Below are 26,156 nucleotides of genomic sequence, written 5' to 3'. Positions count from 1 at the left end.
CTCCACAACTCCGGAAGGCCGGCGAACAGCGACGCGCACCGGCCGTGCAGCCCCGCATCGGGCCGTTCGTCCGGAGTTATGACGCCGCCCCGGTTCACAGCCTGAGTGCGAACGCCAGGTCAAGCTCCCCGAGGCGCGACCCGCGCGTCAGCGAACCGGCAGGATGTGCGTCGGCGCCGGGGCCTGCGCGAGGTGGCGGATGCCGAGCGGCGCGCCCGTGCGCTCGTCGAGGTCGATCAGCGCGACGGTGTCGGAGCGCTGCCCCGCGACCAGCAGCTTGCCCTCGTGCACGACGTGATGACGCGGCCAGTCCACGCCCGAGTCTGCGAGGGCGATCGACTCGAGAGCCTCGCCTCCCCCGCGCACACGGAGCGCGGCGATCGTGTTGCTGCCACGCAGGGCCGTGTAGAGGAACTGCGCGTCACGGCTGCGGGCGAGTTCGGCGGGGAAGTCCACGCCGATCTCGGCGATCGGGCTCGCGAGCACCGACGACACGACAGCCCACGTGCCGTCGCGCCCGGCGCCGAGAGTGAACACCTCGCACGAGTACTCGGTCACCACGTGCAGGTGGCCGCTGGGGTGCACGACCATATGCCGGGGGCCGGTGCCGACGGGCAGCACGACCTCGTGATCGAGAACCAGGCCACCCCCGGTGGGTCGCCAGATCCGCACCAGGTCGAAGCCGAGATCGGTGGTCGCGATGCGCCCGTCGGCGAGGAAGGCTGCCGAGTGCGCGTGCGATGCGCGCTCCTCACCCGTCGCGGTGAGCTCGCCGGGGTACGGATCGGATGCCGCGACCGCGACGCCCGCCGGAGGCGCCGCCTCGAGCGGCTCGCCGAGGAGAGCGGCACGCAGTTCGGCTGCCTTGTTCACGGCATCCGGCACCAGGCGACCCTGCGAGTCGATGCCGATGCGGACGACCCGGCCGTCGCCGTAGCAGCTCGCGACGAGGAACGATCCGCTCGACGAGACCGCCACGTGGCAGACGCCGTCGCCCGCGGCGACCGGCTCACCGAGCGGCTTCAGCGTCGAGTCGCCGCTGCGCGCGAACGCCTGCACTCCGGCATCCCCTTCGAGCGCCGCGTAGACGACGTCGAGCGACGGATGCTGCGCCAACCACGACGGGGAGGGGGTCTGCGTGACCGCTCCCCGATACTCGAGTGCGGTGGGCGCGCTCTCGTCGCCCGCGAGCAGGCCGATGCCGTCGGCCGAGCCGTCCATCGCGGGTCCGTACCCGCCGAGCCAGAACCGGGTCATGTCAGCCTCAGTCGAGCAGGTCGTGACGCACGATGACCTGGTCGCGCTCGGGGCCGACGCCGATGACGGAGATGCGCGTGTTGCTCATGCCCTCGAGCGCGATGACGTAGTCCTGCGCGTTCTTCGGCAGGTCGTCGAACGTGCGTGCGGTCGAGATGTCCTCGCTCCACCCCGGGAAGTACTCGAGGATCGGCGTCGCGTGGTGGAAGTCGGTCTGGTTGACCGGCACCTCGTCGAAGCGTCGACCGTCGACGTCGTATGCGACGCAGACCGGGATCTGCTCGAGTCCGGTGAGGATGTCGAGCTTGGTGAGGACGAGATCGGTGATGCCGTTCACACGCGTCGCGTAGCGGGTGATCGGGGCGTCGTACCAGCCGACCCGGCGCGGACGGCCCGTGGTGGTGCCGAACTCGAAGCCGCGTGACCGCAGCCACTCGCCCTGCTCGTCGAACAGCTCGGTGGGGAACGGACCGGAGCCGACACGGGTCGTGTAGGCCTTCACGATGCCGACGATGCGGTCGAGCGCTCCGGGGCCGACGCCCGATCCGGTGGACGCGCCGCCCGCCGTGGCCGACGACGACGTGACGAACGGGTAGGTGCCGTGGTCGACGTCGAGCATGGTGGCCTGACCGCCCTCGAACACGACCACCTCGTCGCGGCGCAGGGCCTCGTCGAGCAGGTATCCCGTGTCGGCGACCATCGGCCGCAGGCGCTCGGCGTACGAGAGCAGGTCTTCGACGACCTCGTCGGCGGTGATCGCGCGACGGTTGAAGATCTTCACCAGCAGGTGGTTCTTCTGGTCGAGGGCGCCTTCGACCTTCTGGCGCAGGATGTTCTCGTCGAAGAGGTCCTGCACGCGGATGCCGACGCGGTTGATCTTGTCGGCGTAGGCGGGGCCGATGCCACGGCCGGTCGTGCCGATCATGCGCTTGCCGAGGAAGCGCTCGGTGACCTTGTCGAGAGTGCGGTGGTACTGGGTGATGATGTGCGCGTTGGCGCTCACCTTCAGACGGGAGACGTCGATGCCGCGGCCGCCGAGCGCCTCGAGCTCGCTGAAGAGCACCTCGAGGTCGATCACGACGCCGTTGCCGATCACCGGCGTGACGCCCGGCGACAGGATGCCGGACGGCAGCAGGTGCAGTGCGTACTTCTCATTGCCGACCACGACGGTGTGGCCCGCGTTGTTGCCGCCGTTGAACTTGACGACCCAGTCGGTGCGCTCGCCGAGCAGGTCGGTGGCCTTGCCCTTGCCCTCATCGCCCCACTGGACGCCGACGATAACGATTCCTGGCATGGGTATCCCCCTTGCTTTCGCCGGGTTTGCACCGGCTGATGAGCTGGCCCTCTTCGGGCGGCTCCATCCTATCGAAGGTCGTTCGCCGACCCTCCGGGCTGTGGGCGGCGGACGCTCTCGAACGGACTGCAGCGACCCGTGGCGGAAAACGAGCGGATGCTGTCGCTCGGGCGCATCGCCGATGTCGGTGGCCGGTGCCAGGATCGAAGGATGCCGAAGACCGGTCGCGTGCGTCGCGACGACAGCCTGAACCTCGCGAAGCCCCGCCCACAGGGTCCGCTCGTGCTTGTCGCCGCACTGGTGACGGTGGTGCTGTGGGCCTCGGCGTTCATCGGCATCCGCGGCGCCGGTCCACACTTCGACCCGGGCGCGCTGGCGCTGCTGCGCATGGCTGTAGGAAGCGCCGTGCTCGCGATCATCGCGGTGCGCCACGGCATCCGTCTTCCCGACCGGAGGAACTGGTGGCTCGTCGCGGTCTGGGGCGTCGGGTGGTTCTGCGTCTACAACCTGGCCCTCAATGCCGCCGAGCGCACGCTCGATGCCGGCACGGCCGCGATGGTGGTCAACCTCGCGCCGCTCATGGTGGTGGTCTTCAGCGGGCTCTTCCTGCGTGAAGGCTTTCCGAAGCCGCTGATCATCGGCGCGCCGATCGCCTTCCTCGGTGTCGTCCTGATCGGCATGAACTCGTCGACGAGCGAGGGTCCCGACATCACCGGGCTGCTGCTCGCGCTGCTCGCGGCCGTGATGTACGCCGGATGCACTCTGCTTCAGAAGCATCTGCTCAGCGCGGGGTCCGACGCGACCACGCTGACGTTCCTCGGCGCGGTGGCCGGCACGGTCGCGCTGCTCCCGTGGGCAGGCAGCCTGGTCGGAGCACTGCAGACGGCCCCGCTCGGCTCGACGCTGTGGGTGGTGTATCTCGGCATCTTCCCGACGGCGATCGCGTTCACCACCTGGGCGTACGTCCTGCAGCGCAGCACGGCCGGCCAGACGTCGGCGACGACCTATGTCGTGCCCGCGATCGCGATCCTCATGTCGTGGGCGATCCTCGGTGAGGTGCCGACCCCGCTCATGTTCGTCGGCGGTGCACTGTGCCTGCTCGGGGTGCTCGTGACACGGATGAAGTGGGGGCGTCGCGCCGCGTGACGTGACGGCATCGAGGTCTAGCGTCAACCGGCATACTGACCGATAAAGTGTGCGCGGAGGCGAAATGACGACCTGGTGGCCCTACGCCCGACTGGCAGCAGCAGCGCTCGGACTCGCGGCGATCATCGCCCAGCTCGCACGCAGCGTCGAGAACGCTCTCGCGGCCACCACCGAGTGGGGCCAGCACCTGCCGACGGTCGCGGCGAACTTCCTCAGCTTCTTCACGATCCTGTCGAACCTGCTCGCGGCCATCGTGCTGATCGTCGCCGCGGTCTGGGCGCTGCGCCACCGTCACGACGACGAGCGGGAGCCCGGCTGGCTCGCTGTCCTCCTCGTCTGCGTCAGCACGTACATGATCGTCACGGGCATCGTCTACAACACCCTGCTCCGCGGCGTCGAACTGCCCCAGGGCGTCACGGTCCCCTGGTCGAACGAGGTGCTGCACGTCGTCTTCCCGTTGTTCCTGCTGGTCGACCTGCTGTTCGCTCCGCGGCGGCGCGCGCTGCGCTGGCGTGCCGTGGCGATAGCGACGATCTTCCCCATCGTGTGGGTCGTCTACACGATGATCCGGGCGAATCTCATCGTCGCCCCCGCCACCGGCGAGGCCTGGTGGTATCCGTACCCGTTCCTCAACCCCCACATCGTGCCGGGCGGCTATCTCGGGGTCGCCGGCTACATCGTCGGCATCGCCATCGCCATCATCGGCGTGGCCTGCGTGGTCATCTGGGTGGGCCGCAAGCGCGGCGCCCCTCAGGACGTCGCCGACACGACGCACGTCGAGGAGTCCCCGCGCGCCCGAGGATGATGCGGCGAGAAGCCTGCCCCGAGGCGGAGCGGCTCACGCTGCGGCTATCGGGTTCCGCCCTCGGGCCTGAACGTCGCGAGCACCGCATCGCTCACGTGCTGAGGAGTCGTGGCCAGGGCCTCGCGCGGATCGAGGAGGCGAGTCGGAACACGGTCACCGCGAAGCTCCTCCCGCGTCGATGGTTCGAGTACGTAGAGACGAAGGGCGAGCCAGAGCAGTGTCCCGTCCAGCCCCAGCACTGCCGGGTCGATGTCGATCACGCCGCGCCTGCGTGAGAAAGGATGACGCCACCGTTCCCGATAGCTCTGGGCGTCAGGACGAACACCCACCTTCAGAACCATCGAGTTGTTCATGCCGACGCCGAGGTCGATGCTCTGGATGTCGTCCCAGTGCACTTCGCCATCCAGGTGGAAGGTCGCGGATCCGAGCCCGCGGGGATGCAGGAACAGTCGCCGAGGCTGCCGCAGTGAGATCAGGTGACTGACGACAGGACCCAGCAGCAGCACGGCGACCAGTGCCCAGGCGATGCGCCACACACCGCTGACGGTCGCCGCCACGACCGCGAAGGTCGACGCGGCGGCGAGCGCCGCGACCAGCGTCATCGCGGGCACGAGCTTCGATCCGGGGAGGAGGATCCCCCCGATCGAGTTCTCAGCTAAGCACGCGTCCGTCGCTCCGCCGATATACGCGTCGGGCCGGATCAGATCCCATGATGTCGAGTCACGGATGCCGTCCCCCCCTGCGTGGCCCGCCGCCGCGCCATCCGCGCCGGGGCCGGAGCCGCGCCGGCCGATGCGGTTACGCTGGTCGACGGGGGGTCGTCGACGCGTCCCCCGTGGGAACGAGGAGACACACCGATGAACGAGCCCTACGCGCCCGGCCCCTCCGCAGGTTCGACGCCGCCGCCTCCGCCTGCGCCCTCCGCCCAGGCCGCCGCGCCGGCTCCTCCCGCTCCCGCGACCCGCGCCGAATCGTCGGCCCCCGCGGCCCCCGCGGCCTCCCCGTCGGCGAGCAGGAAGTCCGAAGCGCCGACGGACGCCGAGCTCCAGCGCGCGAGCGCCGTGCTGAAGACCGTGTCCGACGCATACTCGGCCAAGATGGTCGGCCAGGAGCGTCTGCGCATGAGCCTGCTGATCTCGCTGATCGCGGGCGGGCACATCCTGCTCGAGAGCGTTCCGGGTCTGGCGAAGACCACCGCGGCCAGCACCCTCGCCGACACCGTGAGGGCGCAGTTCAAGCGCATCCAGTGCACCCCCGACCTGCTGCCCAGCGACATCACGGGCAACCAGATCTACGACGCGGCGACCGGGTCGTTCCGCACCGTGCTCGGACCGGTGCACGCGAACTTCGTGCTGCTCGACGAGATCAACCGCTCGAGCGCCAAGACCCAGAGCGCCATGCTCGAGGCCATGCAGGAGCACCAGACCACGATCGGCGGCGAGGTCCACCACCTGCCCAAGCCGTTCCTGGTGATCGCGACGCAGAACCCGATCGAGCAGGAGGGCACCTACGAGCTGCCCGAGGCGCAGATGGACCGCTTCCTGCTCAAGGAGATCGTCGAGTACCCGAGTCCCGCCGAGGAGTTCGAGATCCTCGGCCGCATCGACTCGGGAGTGCTCGATCCCGACCGTCACGTCTCGAGCGCCATCAGCCTCGACGACGTGCACATGCTCCAGGACGTCGCGAGCCGCATCTACGTCGACCCCGCGATCCGCAACTACATCGTCTCGATCGCCTACGTCACGCGCAACCCCGCGCCGTACATCGGCGAGGAGCGCGCGCGCTTCATCAAGTACGGCGCGAGCCCGCGTGCGAGCATCGCGTTCCTGCAGGCGTCGCGGGCGCTGGCGCTGCTCAACGGCCGCGGCCACGTGATCCCCGAGGACATCCGCTCGCTGCGCCACCTCGTGCTGCGTCACCGCGTGCTGCTGACGTTCGAGGCCGACGCCGAGGGCATCCGCAGCGAGGAGATCATCGACCAGATCTTCGCATCCGTCCCCACGCCCTGACCCGCCATGGCCAGCCTGATCGCCCAGGTGAAGAGCAAGCTCTTCATCCACTCGTCGCGCAAGTCGCTGCACGCGCTCGACGGCGCCTACGCGTCGCTGCTGCACGGCCGCAGCCTCGACTTCGAGGATCTGCGCAAGTACGAGTACGGCGATCAGGTGCGCGACATCGACTGGCGCGCGACGGCTCGACTGGGCACTCCTCTGGTCAAGCGGCACCGTGCGATGCGGATGCACACGGTCCTCTTCGTGGTCGACACCGGCCGCTCGATGGGCGCGCTCGCGCACGACGAGAAGTCGAAGAAGGACCTCGCGATCCTCGCCACCGGCGTGCTCGGCGTGCTGGCGCTGCGGCACGGCGACGACTTCTCACTGGTCTACGGCGACTCCGACCGCATCCGCCGCCGCGCGCCGGGCCGCAGCGAGGGCGCACTGGAACACGCGCTGCGCACGATCGACCGGTCGATCGACACGAGCAGGGCAGCCAGCGACCGCGACGCGCTGCTGTCGTACGTCACGCGCACGATCTCTCGCCGCATGATCGTCGTCGTCATCACCGACGAGGCTCCGGTCACGACGGAGACCGAACGGATGCTGCGCCGACTGCGCGTGCAGCACGACGTCCTGTGGCTGACCGTGAGCGACGCCGATCCGGTGCTCGACCACGCGACGGCCACCATCCGCAGCGATGTCGACAGCATGTGGGAGGTGCCGGACTTCGTGCAGGGCGACCCCGACATCATCCGCGAGCTCGCCGCGCAGACCGAGGCCGACGCGGCGCGTCTTGCTGAGCTGCTCAAGCGCATGGAGATCAGCCACAGCGTGCTGGCGGGTCAGGACGACGCCGTCTCGCAGCTGCTCCAGCTGCTGAATCGGAGGTCGAATGCCCGACTCTGATGAGCTGTACCCGCCTTTCCAATACGGCTGGGGCTGGATCCTGGTCGCATTCGGCATCCTCCTGCTGCTGATCGCGGCAGCATGGGTGGTCGTGGCGCTCACCAGGCCGCGACGTGACCTCACGCTGTCGCGCGACGCCCAGGGACCGACCCTGCTCACCACCGACGTGCTGTCGCAGCTGCGGGTCGAGTACTTCGACCGGATCCAGCGCATCGAAGACGACTACCGCGCCCGCACCCTGTCCGCCCGCAACGCGAACCTCGAGCTCAGCCGCGTCGTGCGCACCTTCGTGAACGAGTACAGCGGACTCGAGGCACCGGTGCTCGCGCTCGACGACCTCGTCTCTCGAGGGGTCCATCCCGCGCTCGTCGACGCCATGGGTCGCCACTACTACCCCAGCATCTTCCGGCCCGGTCCCGCGATCGACCCGATCGCCGGCGCCGAGGCGGCCCGAACGGTGGTGCGCACATGGCACTAGCGAACGGGTGGCTCATCCTCGTCGCCGTGGCCGTCGTGGTCATCGCGATAGCGCTCGGAATCGTCATCGGGCTGCGCAGCGGTGTGAAGACCGAGGCCCACGAGCGCGCCCGCGTCGCCCGAGCCGAGCGCCTGCGCGCGCTGCCGACTTTCCGCCAGGCGTTGAACCGCCGCGTGCTCGCACTGTCGAGCATCCTGCTCATCGGCGTGATCGCGACCCTCGCGGCCGGGGTCGTCTCCGCCCGGCCGATGGCGTCGCAGACCATCCAGCCCGTCAACACGAGCCGCGACATCATGCTCTGCCTCGACGTCTCGGGGTCGATGAGCGAGGTCGACGTCGAGGTGCTCACGGTCTTCGAGGAACTGCTCGAGGACTTCGAGGGTGAACGCATCGGCCTCACGATCTTCAACAGCTCTCCCGTGCAGATCTTCCCCCTGACCGATGACTACGAGTTCATCCGCAGCCACCTGCAGAGCATCCGCGAGAGCTTCGAGTTCACCGAATCGGTCCCCGAGCACTGGGTGGGCACGCTCAACGGCAACGGTGCCTCGCTGATCGGCGACGGCCTCGCGGCATGCGCGATGGCGTTCGACCACCCCGACGACGAGCGGTCGCGCTCGATCATCTTCGCGACCGACAACGAGGTCAACGGCGCCTCGATCGTGACGCTCGACGAGGCCGCCGCGTATGCCGCATCGAACGGCGTGCGCGTCTTCGCACTCAACCCGGTGCAGGGCAAGGACGCCGACGTCAGCGCCGAGCTCACGAAGGCCGCCGAGGCCACGGGCGGACAGGCGTACGGCCTCCGGGACACCACCACCGTGAGCGACATCGTCACGCAGGTGCAGGAGCAGGAGGCGTCCGCGCTGAAGGGTCAGGCGCAGGTCGTCTGGACAGACGCGCCGAACCTCTGGATCGTCGTGCTGATGATCTCGATGCTCTCGTTCATCGTCGTGCTGTGGAGGGTGAGACTGTGATCTTCCAGCCCGTGCTGAACGTCTTCCTCCTCGCTCTGCTCTGCGCGCCCGTGGCCGCCCTCGCCGTGATGGCGCTGATCAGGGCGACCGGCCGAGGACGGGCGCTCTGGGCCATGCGGCTCGTCATGCTGCTCGCGTGTTTCGTCATGCTCCTGCGCCCGGGGATCCCCGGCGGTGCCACCGAGACCCTCGCGACCGACACCGACATCGTGCTCGTCGTCGACACCACCGCGAGCATCGTCGCCGAGGACTGGGACGGCGACAAGCCTCGCCTCGACGGCGTCCGCGCCGACGTGCAGGCGATCGTCGACGAGTACCCCGGTGCGCGGTTCGCGCTGATCACGTTCGACGCCACGGCCGATCTCCGCATGCCGCTCACCACCGACACCACCGCGCTCGTCTCGTCGCTCGAGGTGCTGCGCCCCGAGGTGACGAGCCAGTCGCGCGGCAGCTCCATCGGCATCGCGAACCAGCTGCTCTCGGACACCCTGTCGAACGCGGCCGAGTCGTCGCCCGATCGCTCGCGCATGGTGTTCTACTTCGGAGACGGCGAGCAGACGGTCTCGTCGGCCCCCGAGCCGTTCGACGGGAGCGCCGAGCTCACCGACGCCGGCGCCGTGCTCGGGTACGGCACCGCGGAGGGCGGACCGATGAAGCTCACCACGGGCGGCGTGGACGGTTCGTCGAGCGAATACATCGAGTACGAGGGGGCGGACGCACTGTCGGTGATCGACGAGGGGAACCTCGAGGCGATCGCCTCGGATCTCGGAGTCGAGTACCAGCACCGCACCGCGGATGCCGCACTCACCCTCCCCGAGGCGCCCTCGACCACCACCACCTACGCGGAGTCCGGAACCGTGGGCAACGTGACCGAGCTCTACTGGGTCGCCGCCCTCGTGATCGTGGCGCTGCTCGGCGTGGAGCTCACGAGGGCGAGCATGCTCGTGGCCCGACTGCGTCTGCTGCGAGCGCCGTCGACATCGCCGCGACGCCGGACGACCGACGGAGGTGCCGCATGACAGATCTGTCCACACGCGCCGGCGGGACAGCGTCCGACAGCCCTGAGGACCTGAGGGCGTCGGCCGCCGCCGCGCTGCTGGCCTCGAATCGTCGCCGTCGCCGCATCCGACGGTGGATCGCGATCGGCACGCTTCCGCTGACGCTGGCCGCACTGCTGTTCGTGGGCAAGATCCTCAGCATGTACGCATTCGCGCACCAGTCGATCACCGCGTACGTGGCCGATGACTATGCCGGATCAGAGGCGTCGGCCCGCGGGCAGGAGTTCGTCAACTGGTTCGAGCCCTTCAAGGCGCCGTTCAACGTCGGCACCGCGCTGGCGGGCGCCGAGAAGCTGCCGGATGCTCGGGCGAAGCTCGAGGAATCGCTCGACCTCGCGACCGGCCTCGAGGTGTGCACGGTGCGCATCAACCTCGCTCTCGTCCTCGAGCGCATGGGCGACGCCGCCCGCGCCGAGGGCGACGGCGCGGGGGCCGCGGAGTTCTACGGTGAGGCGCTCACCGTCACGACCGAGATGCCCGAGGAGTGCAACAGCGACGAGGCGCAGGAGCAGTCGTCCGACCCCGACCGAGACATGCAGCAGAGCAGGGAAGACCTCGAGGACCGCCTCAAGCAGAAACAGCAGAACGAGCAGCCGCCGCCGGAGGAGGAGCAGGAGCAGGAGCCGCAGCCCTCCGACGAGAAGCTCGAAGAGCTCGAGGACAAGCTCGAGCAGGGCACGCAGGAGCGCGATCAGCAGCAGGGCGACGATGGCGGAGGCTCGGGAACGGACAAGCCATGGTGATGGATCACGAGAAGCAGCGGGCCCGCTACGTCGCCGGCACGGAGGGTGCGCCGCCCGTGCCGCCGCCCGGTGGCTATCGCAACGCCCGCCGCCAGGCCGGGCCGGTCGTGCAGCATCCCGGCGCTCCGGCGATGTCGGGCACGGCGACCGCAGCCGACGTCGCCTCCGCCGAGAAGAAGCCGGCGAACGCACTCGGCTGGATCGCACTGATCGCCGGCATCCTGTTCGCCCTGATCCTCCTCATCATGCTCGCGATCGGAGCGACCGACGCGGTCTACGGCGTGACGATGCTGACGCTGCAGCTCGTCGTCGTCGCCGTCGTGATCGGCGCGCTGTTCACCGCCCGAGGACGCACGCTGGCAGCCGTCGCCCTCGCTGTCACGCTGATCTTCAACGTCGCCACCGTGGGCGGCATCGGTGCACTGCAGACGTCGGCCTCGGGCAGCTACGACGGCATGAAGACCGACGAGCAGAAGCACGAAGAGGCCTACCCGGGCATCAAGGGCACCGATCCGCAGGATGCCCTCACCCAGCAGTCGCTCGAAGAGGTGAAGACCGAGGCAGACAGCCTGTTCGCCGACATCCGCGAGCGCATCACCGCCGAGTACGGATACGACTGGGTGCAGGTCGGCGACGAGGATCTGCGTCCGGAGCGCAACGGCTACGGCGGCGAATCGATGCTCATCGAGTACACCTCCGTCGGCTGGGCCACCACCGAGCCGATCCAGGACTACAGCCTCAAGCTCGAGGTCATGTCGACGATCGACTCGGTCGTCGCCGAGCACGGTCTGCCCACGCTGTACTCGTTCAACGGGGAGTACTCGGGGATCGACCCGTCGATGATCGCGAAGCTCTACGGCAGCGAAGACCCGCGCGAGCAGCACACGTGGGAGTACTACACCGAGAACTACCCCGATCCGATGAGGTTCTACGCGAACATCTTCGACCTCTCGAACGACCCGTCGGGCGACTTCCTGACGACGCGCGAGGCGCAGAACGCCCGCACCGGCGAGCCCCTCGAGGGGCTGCAGATGGTGGTCATCGCGAGCGCCGTGCTCAGCGATGCGGACCGAGCCGAGTTCGAGCAGAAGCTGCAGGAGTACCCCGGGTTCTGAGCCCTGGCGAGTCTGCCATCCCCGACCGGCCGCGGATCGGTAGAGTGCGGTGATGAAGTCGGAGGATCGCGCCACGTGGACCATCACGACGCATGACTGGGCGCGAGATGTCGACGTCGATCACCTGCACGGCATCCGCGACGAACGAGCCATGTACGAACCCGGCGGACGCCGCCATCAGATCCTCGAAGTCCTCGCGTACGCGGACGACGAGGCCGCTGGGCTCGGGCGAATCGGCCATGTCGTCGTGAGCATCTCTCGCGACGGCTCGGTGTCGGTCGCCGACGATGGCCGCGGCACCGACACGCGGACCGACGGCGGGGGTGACATCGTGCGGAAGCCCGTCATGGCCACCCGGGATGTCCGCTTCTTCGAATCTGCCTCGGCACCGCTTCTGCCGGATGGTCTGCCGCGCCGCGGAATGTCGACAGTCTCGGCACTCAGCTCTGTCCTCGCCCACGAGAACCGGCGGGCTGACGGGCGGTGGGTGCAGGAATACCACAACGGAGTCCCGTCGACGGACCTGCGCATCCTGGCCGATCCGGCAGAAGTCTCACCCGGCGCCGGCGCGGGGACCGGGACGACGGTGACGTTTCGCTCCGAGCTCGGCGACCCGACGGACCTCAGCGACACGGATCTCGCCGCGTTCCGTTGGGTGAGCATCCGGGTCGTCCGCGAGGGCTGACCTATCGGGCGGGCTCATCGCGGTGATGCTAGCTCGCGAGCGAGAGCCCCGCGGCGAGCGCGAAGCCCAGCACGGTCGCGAGCCCGGTCACCTGCTTGGCCTTCTGCTGCGCGTCGGGCACCATCGAGTCGACGAGCATCACGAGCAGCGCGCCTGCCGCGAAGCCGCTCGCGCCGGCCCGGAAGTCGTCGCCGGTGCTGCTCGCCACCGCGAATCCGGCGACGGTCGCCAGCGCGCAGATGACCGAGATGCCGGCCCACAGCAGCAGCACGCGCGACTTCGCCATGCCGCCCTTCAGCAGGTCGGCGGCCGAGCCGATCGACTCGGGCAGGTTCGAGACCACGATCGCCACGACGAGCGCGATGCTCACCGGTTCTCCGGAGGCCAGTCCGATTCCCAGCACGAGCTGCTCGGGGATGCCGTCGAGCAGTGCTCCGAGCGCGAGCGGGACGCCCGCCCCCTGCTCCTGGGACTTCGCGGCTCGCGCATCGAGGATCCGGTCGGCGATGAAGTACGCGAGCGCGCCCGCGACCACGCCGACGATGAGAGGGATCGGACCTGCGAGGTCCAGCCCCTCCTCCCACAGCTCGAAGGCGATGGAGGCCATCAGGGCACCGGCTCCGAAGCCGAGCACGATGCCCAGCCAGCGCGGCGGCCAGGTGCGCAGCAGAGCGAGAACAGCGCCGACGATGAGGGGCGACGCCGCGACGACGCCCCACAGGATCGCTGCACCCATGCCGTCCTCCTTCACGGACACTCTGCCACCGTCGGGGCCGATCGTGCAGAAGCGGAGAGCTACGCCCGCGCGCGTCGGGCCGCGTCGCCTCAGTCGACCGCGACGCGATGGATGCCGAGGTCGGTGCGCCCGGGAAGCAGGTCCGATCGCAGCGCCCGGGTGCCGTGGTAGTCGCCATCGCGCAGCCGACGGTACGGGCGGCTCGGCGATTCGAGCGCCACTCCGGAGAGCCTCTCGATCAGTCGTGCGCTCTCGCGATCGACGCGCTCCGCGTCCAACCCGTCAGCGTCGTGGACGACGTGCAGGTCGAGCGGCTCGATGCCCGTGTACCAGAGGGTGCCGTGGGTCAGCGGGAACAGCAGCGAGTCCAGATCCCCGCTGATGCCCCGTTCTCCGATCGAGCGCTCGTCCTCCCCTGCCGTCACGATCACGAGGGCTCGGCGCCCGGCGAGCGGGCCCTCTCCGTATCGCAGCGGCAGACCGGTCTCGGCATCCGCGGGGCCGTAGGCGAAGCCGTTGGTGAGCACCCGGTCGAGCCAGCCTTTGAGGATCGCCGGCGGTCCGTACCACCACAGCGGGAACTGGAGCACGACGAGGTCGGCGGCCGCGAGCTTGCGCTGCTCCTCGGCGACGTCCGGCGGCAGCTGGCCCGCGGCGTACGCCTCGCCCATCAGGTCGACGACGCTGCCCTCACGCCCCCGGGGCTCGCCCAGATCCGGCGCTGCGAGAACCGGATCGAAGCCCTGAGAGTACAGGTCGGTGATCTCGACATCGTGGTCGTGCGCGAGGGCGTCGACCCCATCTCGGAACAGTCGCGCGTTGAACGAGCTCGATTGGGGGTGGGCATAGATCCAGTGGACGGTCGGGCGCGATGCTGGCACGGGTGTCCTTCCTTCAGCGGGCATCGATGGCCGGGTCCTCGGCAGTGCTCACCGGCGAGCGTCTCCACAGCGGCAGGAGCGCGGCGGCGACGACCGCGACGGTCGCGACCAGCAGGGCGACGAGGAAGCCGCGAGACCCGACGATCGATGCGATCGTGCCGAGCACCGCGATGCCGAGACCGCCGCCGAGGGCGAACCCGACCTCCTGGATCGCCCCCACCTGACCGGCGTCGTCCTCCGTCGTGACGTCGAAGAGCGTGGTGGCGGCGAGCGTCGCCGCGACTCCGAACCCCGCGCCGACGAGCACGAGAGGGATCACGACCAGCTCGACGCCCGTCGACAGCCACGCGAGTCCCGCCCCCTGCACCACCAGGGCGAGCACGGTGAGTGTCGGCGAGGTCAACCACCGCAGGAACAGGGGTGCGAGCACCCCGCCGAGGGCGATCGCCACCGCCTGCGGCAGGATCGCGATACCGGCTTCGGCCGCGCTGAAGCCCCGCGCATCCTGCAGGTGGAGGCTCACCAGGAGCACGGATGCCGTCGACACCCCGCTGCTCGCCACGATGCGCACGATCGCAGGGCTGAAGCCGGGCACGCCGAACAGCCGCATGTCGATGAGAGGCTCGGCGAGGGCACGCTGGCGGCGGATGAAGAAGACGAGCGTCACGACGGCGATGACACCCGCGATGCCGGCGGCGACGGGAGCGGCGAGCACCTCGTGCAGGGCGAAGACGAGAGACCCGAGAGCGACGATCGACGACACGATGCTGAGGATGTCCCACGACGGGCGACGGGAGCTGCGCGAATCCGGCACGAGCCAGATCGCGAGCACCCCGGCGACGACGGCGAGCGGCACGCTTCCGAGCAGCAGCCAGCGCCACCCCGGCCCCTCGGTCACCAGCCCGCCGAGCACGGGTCCGAGCGCGCTGCCGGCACCGAACGTCGCGGTCCACAGCCCGTAGGCGAGCACCCGCTGCCGTGCGTGATAGTGCGCCCCGATCGTCGCGACGACGCCCGCCACGACGAACGCCTCGGCGACGCCGAGGAGCGCCCGGACGACGATGAGCAGCATCCCGTCCTGAGCGAATCCGCCGACGAGGTTGAGCACCGCGAAGCCGGCGAGACCGGCGAGCACGATCCGCTTGCGACCGAACGCGTCTCCGATCCTGGCGGCGATGATCAGGGTCGCCGCCAGCGACAGCGCGTACACGTCGACGAGCCACAGCGCGCCGCTGTCGGACAGGACGAGATCGCCGCGGATCGCGGGCAGCGCGGTCGACATGCTGCTGATCGCGAGAGCCCCGATCAGGATGCCGAGAAGCAGCGGGATCATGGCGAGCCACGGATGCAGGGTCGTGCGCGGTCGAGCGGATGCCGTGGGAATCGGGAAGGTCACCGCATCAGTCTCACGGTCTGAGTACACTTCAGGCAAGTACTGTCATTCGGGGTAGATAGTGACCGAATGGATACCATGACGACCAGGAGGCGGAGCGATGAGGGAGAAGACCGAGCGGATCGTCCGGGAGTGGGGCGACGCGTGCGACGCGGAGATCTCGATCGCCGTCCTCGGCGGGGCCTGGAAGCCCAGCATCCTCAGCCTCCTCGGTGAGCATGAGGTGCTGCGGTTCGGCGAGCTCAGCCGGCTTCTCGACGAGCCCACAGCCCGCGTGCTCACCCGTCAGCTGCGCGAGCTGGAGGATGACGGCCTGATCCTCCGCACGGTCTACCGTCAGGTGCCTCCCAAGGTCGAATACCGCCTCAGCGACCTCGGGCGCGGATCGATGCCGCTCGTCGAGGCGCTCACGAGCTGGGGTGCCGGCTACGCCGCGCATCAGCGACGCGAGTTGGCGCGGCTCGACTCCGAGCCCGAGGCACTCGACGCCGTCGTGGCCCGCTGACGGCCGACGCCGTCCGAAACAGCCGACACGCCGCCGATAGACTGGGAAGCATGTCCAAGGTCCTCCAGTCACTTCCCGTCGGCGAGCGCGTCGGCATCGCCTTCTCCGGAGGACTCGACACCTCCGTCGCCGTCGCGTGGATGCGCGACAAGGGCGCCGTCCCTTACACGTACACCGGTGATCTCGGTCAGTACGACGAAGACGACATCGAGTCGATCCCCGGCCGTGCCCTCGAGTACGGCGCCGAGGCCTCGCGCCTGGTCGACTGCAAGACCGCGCTGGTCGAAGAGGGCCTGGTGGCGCTCGCCTGCGGCGCCTTCCACATCCGCTCCGGCGGCCGCACCTACTTCAACACCACTCCCCTCGGCCGCGCCGTCACCGGCACGCTGCTGGTGCGCGCCATGAAGGAGGACGGCGTCGACATCTGGGGCGACGGCTCGACCTACAAGGGCAACGACATCGAGCGGTTCTACCGCTACGGCCTGCTCGCCAACCCGCGTCTGCGCGTGTACAAGCCGTGGCTGGATGCCGACTTCGTCACCGAGCTCGGCGGCCGCAAGGAGATGAGCGAGTGGCTCGTCGCCCACGACTTCCCCTACCGCGACTCGGTCGAGAAGGCGTACTCGACCGACGCCAACATCTGGGGCGCCACGCATGAGGCGAAGACGCTCGAGCACCTCGACGTCTCGCTCGAGACCGTCGACCCCATCATGGGCGTGAAGTTCTGGGACCCCTCGGTCGCGATCGAGACCGAGGACGTCTCCGTCACGTTCGAGGCCGGCCGCCCCGTCGCACTCAACGGCGTCGAGTACACCGACCCGGTGGCCCTGGTGCAGGAGGCCAACACGATCGGCGGACGCCACGGCCTCGGCATGAGCGACCAGATCGAGAACCGCATCATCGAGGCGAAGTCGCGCGGCATCTACGAGGCCCCGGCCATGGCGCTGCTCTTCATCGCCTACGAGCGCCTCGTCAACGGCATCCTGAACGAGGACACCCTCGCGACCTACCACGAGCAGGGTCGCCGCCTCGGTCGACTGATGTACGAGGGCCGCTGGCTCGAGCCGCAGTCGCTCATGCTGCGCGAGTCCATCCAGCGCTGGGTCGGCCTCACGATCTCGGGCACCGTGACGATCCGCCTGCGCCGCGGTGACGACTGGACGATCCTCGACACCACGTCGCCGAACCTGTCGTACGGCCCCGAGAAGCTCTCGATGGAGCGCGTCGGCGACGCCGCCTTCGGCCCGGTCGACCGCATCGGCCAGCTCACGATGCGCAACCTCGACATCGCCGACTCGCGCGCACGCCTCGAGCAGTACGCAGGCCTCGGCCTCGTGGGCGGCGCGACGGGCGAGCTCGTCGGTCGCGTCACCGCCGGCGAGTCCGGCGAGATCACGGGTTCCGTCGAAGAGGTCGACGAGAACTTCGCCGACGCGGTCGACACCGCATCCGAGGGTGCTGCGTTCGACTCCGGCACCGACTGACGCGCGACTCTTCTGGGGGGCGGATGCTGCGGCATCCGCCCCCTTTTCTGTCTGTGCCCGCCGCTCGCCGTTCACGATTCAGCATGAGCGCCGGGATTCGGGTCCGCATGGTGCTGATTGCGGCTTTAAGCGCCCATCCGTGCTGAGTTGTGAACGGCCCACCGTTCAGACCCTGTGAGTCCCCCGAGTTATCTTGCACACGGCTGTGCACAATACGTAGAATAGGGGCATGACAACCCGTGCTCCCCGCCGCGACTCCGTCGAGAACCGCGCCGGAATCCTCGATGCGGCCCGCGCGACCCTCGCCACCGACCCGCGGGCGTCCATCGACGTCATCGCCCGCAGCGCCGGCCTGTCGCGCCGCACCCTCTACGGCCACTTCGACGACCGAGAGGCTCTGATCCGCGAGCTGATCTCGGTCGGAGCGCAGCGCTTCAACGCGATCGCCGAATCCGTCACCGACGCCGACTCACGCCTCGCGCTGGCCCGCCTCGCCGCACGACTCTGGCAGGAGGCCGCGCACGTCCAGGTCGCCGCAGCGCTCGCGCTCGACGAAGCGCACGTCGAGCACACTGCAGACGCGCTCGCGCCGCTGCGGCGCACCGTCGCCGCCCTCGCGCGGCGCGGACAGGAGGACGGCAGCTTCCGCACCGATCTCGCCGCCCCCACCCTCGCCCGCCTCATCGAAGAGGTCGCCCGCACGGTCGTCTCGCGCACGGACGCCTCGAGCACCGGGGCAGCCGATCTCGCTGTTCGCACTCTGCTCAGCATCGTCGGACTCTCGTGGCGCGAGGCCGACGAGCTGTTGAGCGCGCGCCCGGACATCGTCGAATCACAGGAGGTCAGCGCATGAGGGTCACCCTGCACGACGTGAGCAAGGGGCGCGGTGGCCAGGCGCTGCCGACGACGAGCCTCGAGTTCCACAGCGGAGCCGTGCGCTTCGCACTCGCCGAGACCGAGCAGCGCCCGACGGTGCTAGGCCTCATCGCCAGCGGTCGGATGCGGCCGGACACCGGGCGCGTGACGATCGACGGCGACGCGGACAACCGCGCGCTGCGCCGCACGATCGCGCTCGTCGACGCCCCCGACGTGAGCGATCCCCACGCTGACATCACCCTCGCGGGCGTCGTCGGCGAAGAGCTCATGTTCGCCGGCGTCGGCGCCACCCCTCTGCACGCACGGCGCTGGCTGAATCAACTCGGCTTCGGCGAGCTCGCCGGCGTGGCGATCGGCAACGTCGATCCCGCCGCACGGGTGCGCATCCTCTGCGAACTCGCGATCCTCCGCACGGGCACCGAAGGAATCGTGCTCGTCTCGCCCGACCGTCACGGCGGCAGCCCGGACGGCTGGTGGCGGATCGCGTCGGAGTTCGCCGACCGCGGGTACGCGATGCTCGTCGTCATCGGCGGATCCGCCGCGGTCGCCCTCGAGCGCATGCACGAGCTCGAGGCGATCAACGCGTCCGGACCGGTCGAGCCGCTCGTGCTCGACCTGCCCGGCGGCTCTGAACCCGAGCCCGAGCCAGACTCCGAGGCCGAGGCCGAGCCCGAGCCAGCGCCCGAACCGGATCCCGAGCCCGACCCTGAGCCAGAGCCGGCGCCCGAACCGGATCCCGAGCCAGAGCCCGAGGCGGAAGACCCGGACGAGCGCCCCGCGACACCGCATGCCGACGCCGAGCACGCGGATGCTCTCGGCTCTCCCCCGGCCGACGACGAAGACCCACCCGCAGAACCCGAGCCGAACACGACAGAGAACGGAGGCGAGCGATGAAGGTTCCCGCCATGATCGCCGCCGAGCTGCGGCGCCTCACCGCGAGCAGGATGGGCGTGATCGCCCTGATCGCACTGGTCTGCGTGCCCATCCTCTACGGCGGCCTGTACCTCTGGGCCAACCAGGACCCGTACGCGAAGTTCCCGGAGGTCCCGGTCGCGCTGGTCGTCGATGACAGTGGAGCCCCCGAGCCCACCACGGGAACGGATGCCGCCACCGGCGAGACCGTGAACTACGGCGAGGACGTCGCCGACAACCTCATCGACGGCAACGCCTTCGACTGGCAGCGGATGTCGGCCGACGAGGCCGCCGACGCATTGCGGGAGGGAACGGTCGACTTCACCGTCACGATCCCCGCCGACTTCTCGTCGGCCTTGACCTCGGCCGCGGGTGACGACCCCCACCAGGCGCGCATCGAGCTCGAGACCAACGACGCGAACAACTACCTCGCGTCGTCGATGGGCACGCAGGCGGTGGAGAAGATCCGCAGCTCGGTCGCCGAGATGGTGGGCAGCGAGGCCGCAGAGCGCCTGCTCACCGGCCTCAGCGAGGTGCGCGACAACCTCGTGACCGCGGTCGACGGAGCGACCCAGCTCGCCGACGGCGCCGACACCGCCGCCACCGGCAGTGCGACGCTCGCAGACGGAACCTCTCAGCTCGCCGCGGGCACGTCGCAGCTCGCGGGCGGCGCGTCCGAGCTCGCCGGTGGTGCGGCGACGCTGGCGTCGGGGGCTCAGCAGGTCAGTGACGGCAACCGGCAGCTGGCCGACGTCGCGGACCGGGCCGGATCGGCTGTGCAGCAGGCGACGGATGCTCTGCCCCAGGCGCGCGAGGACATCGCCACCGTGCTCACGGATCAGGGCCTGACGCCGGAGCAGATCGATCGGGTCCTCACGACCCTCGATCCCCTCGCGACACGACTCCAGGAGGGCAACTCGACCGTGCAGAACGCGGTCGACAAGGTCGACCAGCTTGCCGCAGGAGCGGACTCGGTGGCATCCGGCGCCTCGCAGCTCGCCGGCGGCGCGCAGACCCTGGCCAGCGGCGCGCAGACCGTCGCCACCGGCGCCGCGGCGGCGAACGACGGCGCGGCCCAGCTGCGCGATGGGCTCGGCACCCTCGCGTCGGGAACGGCCGAGCTGCGCGACGGGCTCTCGGACGGTGTGCAGCAGATCCCCGTCTCGACGCCGGAGCTCCGCACGCTGCAGGCCGACACGATCGCCGACCCGGTCAAGGTCTCGAGCGACAAGGTCGCCTCCGCCGAGGACTACGGCGCCGGTCTCGCACCGTTCTTCGCCGCACTGTCGGCCTGGATCGGCATCTACGCCCTGTTCCTCATCGTGAAGCCGATCTCCCGCCGCGCGGTCACGGCGCTGCACTCTCCGATCCGAGTGACGCTCGCCGGGTGGCTCACCCCGGCGATGCTCGGCGCGGTGCAGATGCTGGGGCTCATGGGCATCCTGGCGATCACCCTGGGCTTCACGTTCAACAACCCCGTCGGCACCTTGGGCGTGATGATCTTCGCGTCGGCGACCTTCGCGGCGATCATCCTCGCCCTCAACGTCTGGCTCGGTTCCGTGGGGCAGTTCCTGGGACTCGTGCTCATGGTTCTGCAGCTCGTCACCGCGGGCGGCACGTTCCCCTGGCAGACCCTCCCCGCCCCGCTGGCCGCACTCCACCACGTGCTGCCGCTCGGCTACGTCGTCGACGCCATGCGGCAACTGATGTACGGCGGCAACCTCGGCCGGGCGGGCTGGGATCTGGTGGTGCTGGGCATCTGGCTGGTCGGCGCGCTGCTGCTCGCCGCCATCGGAGTGACGCGCATGACGCACCGGCGCACGCTGCGCGACCTGCAGCCGAGCCTGATCGGCTGACGCCGCGGGCGGGGGCGAGAACACCCCCGCCCGCGAATGCTTTATGGGTAGTATTCCGGAAGCGTCTGTTGAGACGCGCTCTGGGACTCTCTGGGACTGAGTTCCGCCATGCCACCCGAAAGAGTTCTCGAAGATGACAACCCATTCGACCGAGATCGTCGACCCGTCGCGCCCTTCCCTGGGTGCTCGCATCGGCCGCATCGTGTTCCTCGTCGTCGCTGCGATCGTGGTGGTCGCCGTCGCCGGTGCCTTCTTCGTGACCTGGACCATCCAGCGCTCGTTCCCGCAGACCGACGGCACCCTGTCGCTCGACGGGCTGCAGGCCGAGGTCACGGTGCAGCGCGACGCCAGCGGCATCCCGACCATCACCGCCGACTCATCGCACGATCTCTTCTACGCCCAGGGCTTCGTGCACGCGCAGGACCGTTTCTTCGAGATGGACTTCCGCCGGCACGTCACGGCGGGACGCGTGGCCGAGATGTTCGGCGAATCGCAGGCCGGGACCGATGCCTTCCTCCGCACGCTCGGCTGGCGCAAGGTCGCCGAGGCCGAGGTCGAGGCCATGGACGACGTCACCCGCGGCTACTACGAGGCCTACGCCGACGGCGTCAACGCCTACCTCTCCTCCCGCTCGGGCGCCGAGCTGTCGCTCGAATATGCCGTTCTCGGAATACAGAACCCGGAGTACGCGCCGGAGCCCTGGGAAGCCGCCGATTCGGTGGCGTGGCTCAAGGCGATGGCCTGGGATCTCCGCGGCAATGTCGAAGACGAGGTCGAGCGCTCGCTCCTGGCCGCACAGCTGGCGGAGACCTCCGACGCCGCCGGGATAACCGCGACGCTCGACGAGCTGTACCCGCCGTATCCGTTCGAGGATCACCCCGTCATCGTCCCCGAGATCTCGACCGCCCCGATCACCGAGGCCGGTGCCGAGCCCGCCGCGTTCACGACCGATGGGAACGACGGCGAGATGCAGCAGGCGGCGACGACGATCGAGTGGCAGGAGGCATCGGACGTGATCGAGGCGGCGAGCCTGCTCGTCGGCGATGTCGGCGAGGGCATCGGATCGAACTCGTGGGTCGTGTCCGGGGACCTCACCGACACGGGCATGCCGCTGCTCGCCAACGACCCGCACCTGGGCGCATCACTCCCCTCGGTCTGGTATCAGGTGCAGCTCCGGTGCAGCGAGGTCACCGACGACTGCCCGTTCGACATGGGCGGTTTCTCGTTCTCGGGTCTCCCCGGCATCGTGATCGGCCACAACCAGCAGGTCGCCTGGGGCTTCACCAACCTGACCACCGACGTCACCGACCTCTACGTCGAGCGGATCGAGGGCGACCAGTACTGGCGCGACGGCGCGCTGGTGCCGATCGACGAGACCACCGAGACGATCGCGGTGGCCGGGGGCGACGACATCGAGCTCACGATCCGGTCGACCGTGCACGGACCGATCATCTCGGGTCTCACCGACGACTTCACCGCGATCGCCGACGACCCTGAGCCGGGCCTCGCTGCCGGCGGCGCGACAGGTCCGGCGCCCACCGGCACCGCGCCGGAGGGAGCCGAGTACGCGGTCAGCCTGCGCTGGACGGCGCTCGACCCCGGCACGGCCGCGACCGCGATCTTCGCTCTGTCGACCGCCCAGGACTTCGAGGAGTTCCGCGCGGCGGCCGCGCTGTTCGATGTGCCGGCACAGAACCTCATCTATGCGGACGTCGAAGGCAACATCGGCTATCAGACCCCCGGACGCCTCCCCGTGCGCGGGGCCGGCGACGGATGGATGCCGCAGCCCGGCTGGGACAGCAGCTACGACTGGACCGGATTCATCCCGTTCGACGAACTGCCGGTGTCATACAACCCGGCATCCGGGTACATCGTGACCGCGAACAACGCGATCGTCACCGACGACTACCCCTACTTCCTCTCACGGGACTGGGACTACGGCTACAGGGCCGATCGCATCGCGCACCTGATCGAGCGACGCGCCGCCGCCGCACCGCTCACCGCCCAGGACATGCGGGAGATCCAGATGGACAGCGAGATGTGGATCGGCAAGCGACTCGCAACGGAGATGGAGGATGTGGAGGTGACGGGTGCGGGGACTGCAGATGCCGTGGCGCTGCTGCGCTCGTGGGACGCACAGAACGACGCAGGGTCGGCCGCGGCCGCCTACGCGAACGTCCTCTGGTCGAACCTCGTGCAGAACCTGTTCGCCGAACGCGACCAGCCCCTGCCGATCGACGGCCAGGGTCGACTCTTCACCGTCGTCGCGGATCTTCTCGACGACCCATCCGACCCGCTCTGGACCAACCCGAGCATCGATGTCGCGGGCATGGACGAGATGCTCGCCCTGTCGGCGGAGGAAGCGTACGGCGAGCTCTCCGCGGTTCAGGGCGACGTCGTCACCGCATGGAGGTGGGGCGACCTGCACGCGATCACCCTCACGAGCGACACCCTCGGGTCCTCCGGCATCGCCCCGATCGAAGCCCTCTTCAACCGCGGCCCCTACGCCGTCAGCGGCGGCGCGTCCGTGGTCAACGCCACCGGCTGGGAGCTCGGCACGTCGTACGCCACGACCACAGTGCCGTCGATGCGCATGGTCGTCGACCTCTCCGATCTCGACGCCTCGACCTGGATCCACCTCACCGGCGCATCCGGACACGCGTTCGACGAGCACTACGTCGATCAGACGTCCGACTGGGCGTCGGGAATTCAGCGGCCGTGGGCGTTCACCGACGGGGCGGTCGATGCGGCGACGCGTCACACTCTGGTGCTGGCGCCGGCCGGTTAGCCCGGGGCGGCTCTGCGGGCTCAGTCGGAAGCAGGCGTGGCGGATGCTGCGGCGCGGCGTGCGATGAGCCAGATGCCGATCGCTGCGGCGAGGAAGATCGCGGCGAGGATCACCCAGCCCACGAAGCCGAAGGTGATCGCGGTGGCGTTCACGACGATCGGCGACGCCAGGGCTCCGAGCGAGAAGCCCATGCCGAACACGCCCTGGTAGGCGCCGGCTCGCACAGGGTCGGCGAGCTCGAAGCTGAGACCCCAGGCTCCGGCCTGCGACAGGATCTCGGCGAACGTGTGCGCGATCATGCCGACGATGAGGATGACGATCGCCGCCCATGCCGGAAGCCCCGCGGCGAGCGCGTAGATCAGGCAGGCGGAGACCATCAGCCAGCCGGCGATCATCGTCACCCTGCCGGCGATCCGCAGGTCGTGCGTGCCACGGGAGGCACGCACCTGGAACAGCACGACCAGCGCGGTGTTGACGATCAGGAGCACTGCGAACGTGGCATCCGGGGCGTTCGTGTACTCGCTGATCCACAGCGGCACCCCGAGTTCCGCGACTCCGAACTGCATGCCGAAGATCGCCGAGAGCGCGCTCAGCAGCAGGTACCTCGGGTCCCGCCACGGTGAGCGGCGGTTCCAGTCCCTGCGCTCGGCGGATGCCGCGGCCGTGGCGTGCGTGTCGATGGATCCCGTTTCCGTCAGCTGAGCCGCGGCTCGGTTGCGCGGCGGCGCGTCGACGGCCGATGTCAGCCGCAGGAGGGAGAGCGAGCCGAGCGCGCAGACGGCGCCCGCGCACGCGATGACGACGCGGTAGGCCTCGGGTGTGCCGAGAGCCAGAGCGATCGCGCCGAATCCGGAGCCTGCCGCGATCGCGAGGTTCGTGACCGTGCGCAGCACCGCACGCGCGTGCACCCGCCGGTCCGGCGCGAAGCCCCGGGCGATGATCGCGGAACGAGCGGAATACCCCAGCGAGTCGAAGAAGCCCGAGAGGCTGGCGAGGACGAGCGCCGACACGAAGTCTCCGACGAACGCGTACGCGGCGAGCAGCACGCCACCCGCCATCTCGAAGCCGAAGGCGAGGCGTCGGGCGCTCCACCGGTCGGCGAGCCAGCCGCCGAGGAGCGACCCGACCACCCCGCATCCGCTCGACACGGCGAGCACCACCGCGGCGTGCGCGGGCGAGAGGCCGATGATCTGCGTGAAGAACAGCACGGTGACCGCGAGGAAGACGCCGCGGCCGATGCGTGAGACGGCCGTCGCGGCGACGAGCGCGCGCAGCACCGGATCGCTCAGCCCGTCGGCGATGCGCGCGATGACACCCTTGGTCGAGCCTGAGGTCTCGCCCTCCGACTCGATCTGATCGGGATCGGGGTTCGGCGAAGACACCCTTCATCCTCGCACGACGCAGGCTCGCCCCTCGTCGCACACCGGCGTACGGCATGCGTGGATCCCGGTTCGTCGCAGGGGTCCCACTCGGTTAGCGTTGAGGTGTGGTCTCCAGCTATCTCGCCCCGAAGGGCACCCCCGTCACGCTGCTCGAGTTCGAGCACGCGGGCGCGACGCTGATCGCGGAGACCTTCGGCGAAGGACCGCACACCTTCCTCCTGCTGCACGGCATCGGCATGGGACGCAGCGTCTACCTCGACGTCGTGCAGCGACTGAAAGGCCGGGTGATCGCACTCGACCTGCCCGGTTTCGGCGAAGCACCCGAGCCCGCTCGCACCTTCACCATGGAGCGTCACGCCGACCTCGTCGCCGCGTACCTCCGTCATGCCGACGAGGGCCCCGTCGTCGTCATCGGACACTCGATGGGCAGTCAGATCGCCGCGGAGCTCGCCGCCCGGCATCCCTCCCTCGTCGAGGGCGTCGTGCTCGCCGGTCCGACCGTCAACAAGGCCGCACGGAACGTCGCAGCGCAGGCGAGCTATCTCCTCACGGACCTGGTCGGCGAGCGCCCGCTCGTGATCTGGCGAGGTGCCCGCGAATATCTGCGCGGCGGCCCCCACCTCATCCGCAAGATCCGGGCGACCATCGTGCACGAGCCGGAGAAGGCGTTCGCGCGCATCGATCAGCCTGTGCTGGTGCTGCGCGGAGAAGACGACCCGCTCGCTCCGATGACCTGGTGCCAGGAGATCATCGACGAGATCCCGGGTGCCGATCTGCAGGTCATCCCGGATCACGGCCACGGCACGTTGATCAGCGACTCCGAGCCGGCCGCGCGCCTGATCCAGAGCTTCGCCGACGGCCTCTGACCCGTGCCCCGCACTT

At 69.5% G+C, this 26,156-nt stretch carries 24 protein-coding genes; 17 read left to right on the top strand and 7 right to left on the bottom strand.

Going from position 1 to position 26,156, the window contains the following annotated elements:
• Positions 1 to 147: 147 nt before the first annotated feature.
• Both BMW26_RS00540 and BMW26_RS00535 read right to left on the bottom strand, forming a co-directional pair.
• The gene (locus BMW26_RS00540) at positions 148 to 1,257 is read right to left on the bottom strand and encodes a lactonase family protein (protein WP_072590450.1); all 1,110 of its coding nucleotides are present in this window, start codon (positions 1,255 to 1,257) and stop codon (positions 148 to 150) included.
• Positions 1,258 to 1,264: 7 nt separating this feature from the next.
• Complete coding sequence (locus tag BMW26_RS00535) at positions 1,265 to 2,551, bottom strand: adenylosuccinate synthase (RefSeq protein WP_056275880.1); 1,287 nt, start codon at positions 2,549 to 2,551, stop codon at positions 1,265 to 1,267.
• A 210-nt stretch (positions 2,552 to 2,761) separates the two neighbouring features.
• Between BMW26_RS00535 and BMW26_RS00530 the strand changes: the two genes are divergently transcribed.
• Positions 2,762 to 3,697: a DMT family transporter gene (locus tag BMW26_RS00530; protein ID WP_072592165.1), complete on the top strand. Its 936-nt coding sequence runs from the start codon at positions 2,762 to 2,764 to the stop codon at positions 3,695 to 3,697.
• 64 nt (positions 3,698 to 3,761) lie between these two features.
• Positions 3,762 to 4,502 carry a Pr6Pr family membrane protein gene (locus BMW26_RS00525; RefSeq protein WP_072590449.1) on the top strand — a complete coding sequence of 247 codons (741 nt, stop codon included), beginning with the start codon at positions 3,762 to 3,764 and terminating at the stop codon, positions 4,500 to 4,502.
• A 44-nt stretch (positions 4,503 to 4,546) separates the two neighbouring features.
• Here BMW26_RS00525 and BMW26_RS00520 read toward each other — a convergent pair whose 3' ends face one another.
• A complete protein-coding gene (locus BMW26_RS00520) occupies positions 4,547 to 5,113 on the bottom strand; it encodes a hypothetical protein (RefSeq protein WP_157557373.1) in 567 nt (188 codons plus the stop codon).
• 246 nt (positions 5,114 to 5,359) lie between these two features.
• On the opposite strand from BMW26_RS00520, the gene BMW26_RS00515 reads away from it, so the two are divergent.
• The 8 genes from BMW26_RS00515 to BMW26_RS00480 are packed head-to-tail and all read left to right on the top strand — an operon-like array spanning position 5,360 to position 12,461.
• Positions 5,360 to 6,511: an AAA family ATPase gene (locus tag BMW26_RS00515; RefSeq protein ID WP_222839069.1), complete on the top strand. Its 1,152-nt coding sequence runs from the start codon at positions 5,360 to 5,362 to the stop codon at positions 6,509 to 6,511.
• Positions 6,512 to 6,517: 6 nt separating this feature from the next.
• On the top strand, positions 6,518 to 7,405 hold the full coding sequence (locus tag BMW26_RS00510; protein WP_053098331.1) for a DUF58 domain-containing protein: 888 nt from the start codon (positions 6,518 to 6,520) through the stop codon (positions 7,403 to 7,405).
• Positions 7,392 to 7,883, top strand: coding sequence for a hypothetical protein (locus BMW26_RS00505; RefSeq protein WP_053098330.1), 492 nt, complete (start codon positions 7,392 to 7,394; stop codon positions 7,881 to 7,883). The genes BMW26_RS00510 and BMW26_RS00505 overlap by 14 nt, the downstream gene beginning before the upstream one ends.
• Positions 7,874 to 8,860 (top strand): vWA domain-containing protein, encoded by a 987-nt coding sequence (locus BMW26_RS00500; RefSeq protein WP_056275870.1) that lies wholly within the window; start codon positions 7,874 to 7,876, stop codon positions 8,858 to 8,860. Before BMW26_RS00505 ends, BMW26_RS00500 begins: the two co-directional genes overlap by 10 nt.
• Positions 8,842 to 9,879, top strand: a complete 1,038-nt coding sequence (locus BMW26_RS00495) for a vWA domain-containing protein (protein ID WP_232224509.1) — start codon at positions 8,842 to 8,844, stop codon at positions 9,877 to 9,879. The genes BMW26_RS00500 and BMW26_RS00495 overlap by 19 nt, the downstream gene beginning before the upstream one ends.
• Entirely contained in the window at positions 9,876 to 10,661 is a 786-nt protein-coding gene (locus BMW26_RS00490) for a hypothetical protein (RefSeq protein WP_072590446.1), read from the top strand. Before BMW26_RS00495 ends, BMW26_RS00490 begins: the two co-directional genes overlap by 4 nt.
• Positions 10,655 to 11,776 carry a hypothetical protein gene (locus BMW26_RS00485; protein WP_072590445.1) on the top strand — a complete coding sequence of 374 codons (1,122 nt, stop codon included), beginning with the start codon at positions 10,655 to 10,657 and terminating at the stop codon, positions 11,774 to 11,776. The genes BMW26_RS00490 and BMW26_RS00485 overlap by 7 nt, the downstream gene beginning before the upstream one ends.
• A 52-nt stretch (positions 11,777 to 11,828) precedes the next feature.
• Positions 11,829 to 12,461, top strand: a complete 633-nt coding sequence (locus tag BMW26_RS00480; protein ID WP_072590444.1) for a hypothetical protein — start codon at positions 11,829 to 11,831, stop codon at positions 12,459 to 12,461.
• Between the two features lie 28 nt (positions 12,462 to 12,489).
• Here BMW26_RS00480 and BMW26_RS00475 read toward each other — a convergent pair whose 3' ends face one another.
• The 3 genes from BMW26_RS00475 to BMW26_RS00465 form a co-directional block, all read right to left on the bottom strand.
• On the bottom strand, positions 12,490 to 13,197 hold the full coding sequence (locus BMW26_RS00475; protein WP_072590443.1) for a ZIP family metal transporter: 708 nt from the start codon (positions 13,195 to 13,197) through the stop codon (positions 12,490 to 12,492).
• An 89-nt stretch (positions 13,198 to 13,286) separates the two neighbouring features.
• On the bottom strand, positions 13,287 to 14,078 hold the full coding sequence (locus BMW26_RS00470; RefSeq protein WP_232224508.1) for an NAD(P)H-dependent oxidoreductase: 792 nt from the start codon (positions 14,076 to 14,078) through the stop codon (positions 13,287 to 13,289).
• A gap of 13 nt (positions 14,079 to 14,091) precedes the next feature.
• Complete coding sequence (locus BMW26_RS00465; protein WP_157557372.1) at positions 14,092 to 15,474, bottom strand: MFS transporter; 1,383 nt, start codon at positions 15,472 to 15,474, stop codon at positions 14,092 to 14,094.
• A gap of 97 nt (positions 15,475 to 15,571) precedes the next feature.
• On the opposite strand from BMW26_RS00465, the gene BMW26_RS00460 reads away from it, so the two are divergent.
• The 6 genes from BMW26_RS00460 to BMW26_RS00430 all read left to right on the top strand — a co-directional run bounded on the left by BMW26_RS00460 (position 15,572) and on the right by BMW26_RS00430 (position 23,892).
• On the top strand, positions 15,572 to 15,976 hold the full coding sequence (locus BMW26_RS00460; RefSeq protein WP_072590440.1) for a winged helix-turn-helix transcriptional regulator: 405 nt from the start codon (positions 15,572 to 15,574) through the stop codon (positions 15,974 to 15,976).
• Between the two features lie 50 nt (positions 15,977 to 16,026).
• Complete coding sequence (argG, locus tag BMW26_RS00455) at positions 16,027 to 17,460, top strand: argininosuccinate synthase (RefSeq protein ID WP_056275848.1); 1,434 nt, start codon at positions 16,027 to 16,029, stop codon at positions 17,458 to 17,460.
• 229 nt (positions 17,461 to 17,689) lie between these two features.
• A complete protein-coding gene (locus BMW26_RS00450; protein ID WP_072590439.1) occupies positions 17,690 to 18,313 on the top strand; it encodes a TetR/AcrR family transcriptional regulator in 624 nt (207 codons plus the stop codon).
• Positions 18,310 to 19,230: a hypothetical protein gene (locus BMW26_RS17695; RefSeq protein WP_198032358.1), complete on the top strand. Its 921-nt coding sequence runs from the start codon at positions 18,310 to 18,312 to the stop codon at positions 19,228 to 19,230. The genes BMW26_RS00450 and BMW26_RS17695 overlap by 4 nt, the downstream gene beginning before the upstream one ends.
• On the top strand, positions 19,227 to 21,104 hold the full coding sequence (locus BMW26_RS00435; RefSeq protein ID WP_056275845.1) for a YhgE/Pip domain-containing protein: 1,878 nt from the start codon (positions 19,227 to 19,229) through the stop codon (positions 21,102 to 21,104). Before BMW26_RS17695 ends, BMW26_RS00435 begins: the two co-directional genes overlap by 4 nt.
• Before the next feature lie 133 nt (positions 21,105 to 21,237).
• On the top strand, positions 21,238 to 23,892 hold the full coding sequence (locus tag BMW26_RS00430) for a penicillin acylase family protein (protein ID WP_083569244.1): 2,655 nt from the start codon (positions 21,238 to 21,240) through the stop codon (positions 23,890 to 23,892).
• A 20-nt stretch (positions 23,893 to 23,912) separates the two neighbouring features.
• Here the strand turns inward: BMW26_RS00430 and BMW26_RS00425 are convergent, their stop codons facing one another.
• Positions 23,913 to 25,274: an MFS transporter gene (locus BMW26_RS00425; protein ID WP_232224507.1), complete on the bottom strand. Its 1,362-nt coding sequence runs from the start codon at positions 25,272 to 25,274 to the stop codon at positions 23,913 to 23,915.
• Between the two features lie 104 nt (positions 25,275 to 25,378).
• Here BMW26_RS00425 and BMW26_RS00420 point away from each other — a divergent pair, with 104 nt between their 5' ends.
• Complete coding sequence (locus BMW26_RS00420) at positions 25,379 to 26,140, top strand: alpha/beta fold hydrolase (RefSeq protein ID WP_072590437.1); 762 nt, start codon at positions 25,379 to 25,381, stop codon at positions 26,138 to 26,140.
• Positions 26,141 to 26,156: the final 16 nt, after the last annotated feature.

This window comes from Microbacterium sp. 1.5R (assembly GCF_001889265.1).
In the GTDB taxonomy this organism is placed as follows: Bacteria; Actinomycetota; Actinomycetes; order Actinomycetales; family Microbacteriaceae; genus Microbacterium.
Note: the sequence above shows the minus strand (reverse complement) of the source record. Positions and strands in the feature narration are given on the sequence as shown.

Excerpts from the sequence above, each read along its gene's own strand:
- BMW26_RS00540 (WP_072590450.1), bottom strand. The coding sequence starts at position 1,257 with ATGACCCGGTTCTGGCTCGGCGGGTACGGACCCGCGATGGACGGCTCG.
- BMW26_RS00535 (WP_056275880.1), bottom strand. The coding sequence starts at position 2,551 with ATGCCAGGAATCGTTATCGTCGGCGTCCAGTGGGGCGATGAGGGCAAG.
- BMW26_RS00530 (WP_072592165.1), top strand. The coding sequence starts at position 2,762 with ATGCCGAAGACCGGTCGCGTGCGTCGCGACGACAGCCTGAACCTCGCG.
- BMW26_RS00525 (WP_072590449.1), top strand. The coding sequence starts at position 3,762 with ATGACGACCTGGTGGCCCTACGCCCGACTGGCAGCAGCAGCGCTCGGA.
- BMW26_RS00515 (WP_222839069.1), top strand. The coding sequence starts at position 5,360 with ATGAACGAGCCCTACGCGCCCGGCCCCTCCGCAGGTTCGACGCCGCCG.
- BMW26_RS00510 (WP_053098331.1), top strand. The coding sequence starts at position 6,518 with ATGGCCAGCCTGATCGCCCAGGTGAAGAGCAAGCTCTTCATCCACTCG.
- BMW26_RS00505 (WP_053098330.1), top strand. The coding sequence starts at position 7,392 with ATGCCCGACTCTGATGAGCTGTACCCGCCTTTCCAATACGGCTGGGGC.
- BMW26_RS00500 (WP_056275870.1), top strand. The coding sequence starts at position 7,874 with ATGGCACTAGCGAACGGGTGGCTCATCCTCGTCGCCGTGGCCGTCGTG.
- BMW26_RS00490 (WP_072590446.1), top strand. The coding sequence starts at position 9,876 with ATGACAGATCTGTCCACACGCGCCGGCGGGACAGCGTCCGACAGCCCT.
- BMW26_RS00485 (WP_072590445.1), top strand. The coding sequence starts at position 10,655 with ATGGTGATGGATCACGAGAAGCAGCGGGCCCGCTACGTCGCCGGCACG.
- BMW26_RS00480 (WP_072590444.1), top strand. The coding sequence starts at position 11,829 with ATGAAGTCGGAGGATCGCGCCACGTGGACCATCACGACGCATGACTGG.
- BMW26_RS00475 (WP_072590443.1), bottom strand. The coding sequence starts at position 13,197 with ATGGGTGCAGCGATCCTGTGGGGCGTCGTCGCGGCGTCGCCCCTCATC.
- BMW26_RS00460 (WP_072590440.1), top strand. The coding sequence starts at position 15,572 with ATGAGGGAGAAGACCGAGCGGATCGTCCGGGAGTGGGGCGACGCGTGC.
- argG (WP_056275848.1), top strand. The coding sequence starts at position 16,027 with ATGTCCAAGGTCCTCCAGTCACTTCCCGTCGGCGAGCGCGTCGGCATC.
- BMW26_RS00450 (WP_072590439.1), top strand. The coding sequence starts at position 17,690 with ATGACAACCCGTGCTCCCCGCCGCGACTCCGTCGAGAACCGCGCCGGA.
- BMW26_RS17695 (WP_198032358.1), top strand. The coding sequence starts at position 18,310 with ATGAGGGTCACCCTGCACGACGTGAGCAAGGGGCGCGGTGGCCAGGCG.
- BMW26_RS00435 (WP_056275845.1), top strand. The coding sequence starts at position 19,227 with ATGAAGGTTCCCGCCATGATCGCCGCCGAGCTGCGGCGCCTCACCGCG.
- BMW26_RS00430 (WP_083569244.1), top strand. The coding sequence starts at position 21,238 with ATGACAACCCATTCGACCGAGATCGTCGACCCGTCGCGCCCTTCCCTG.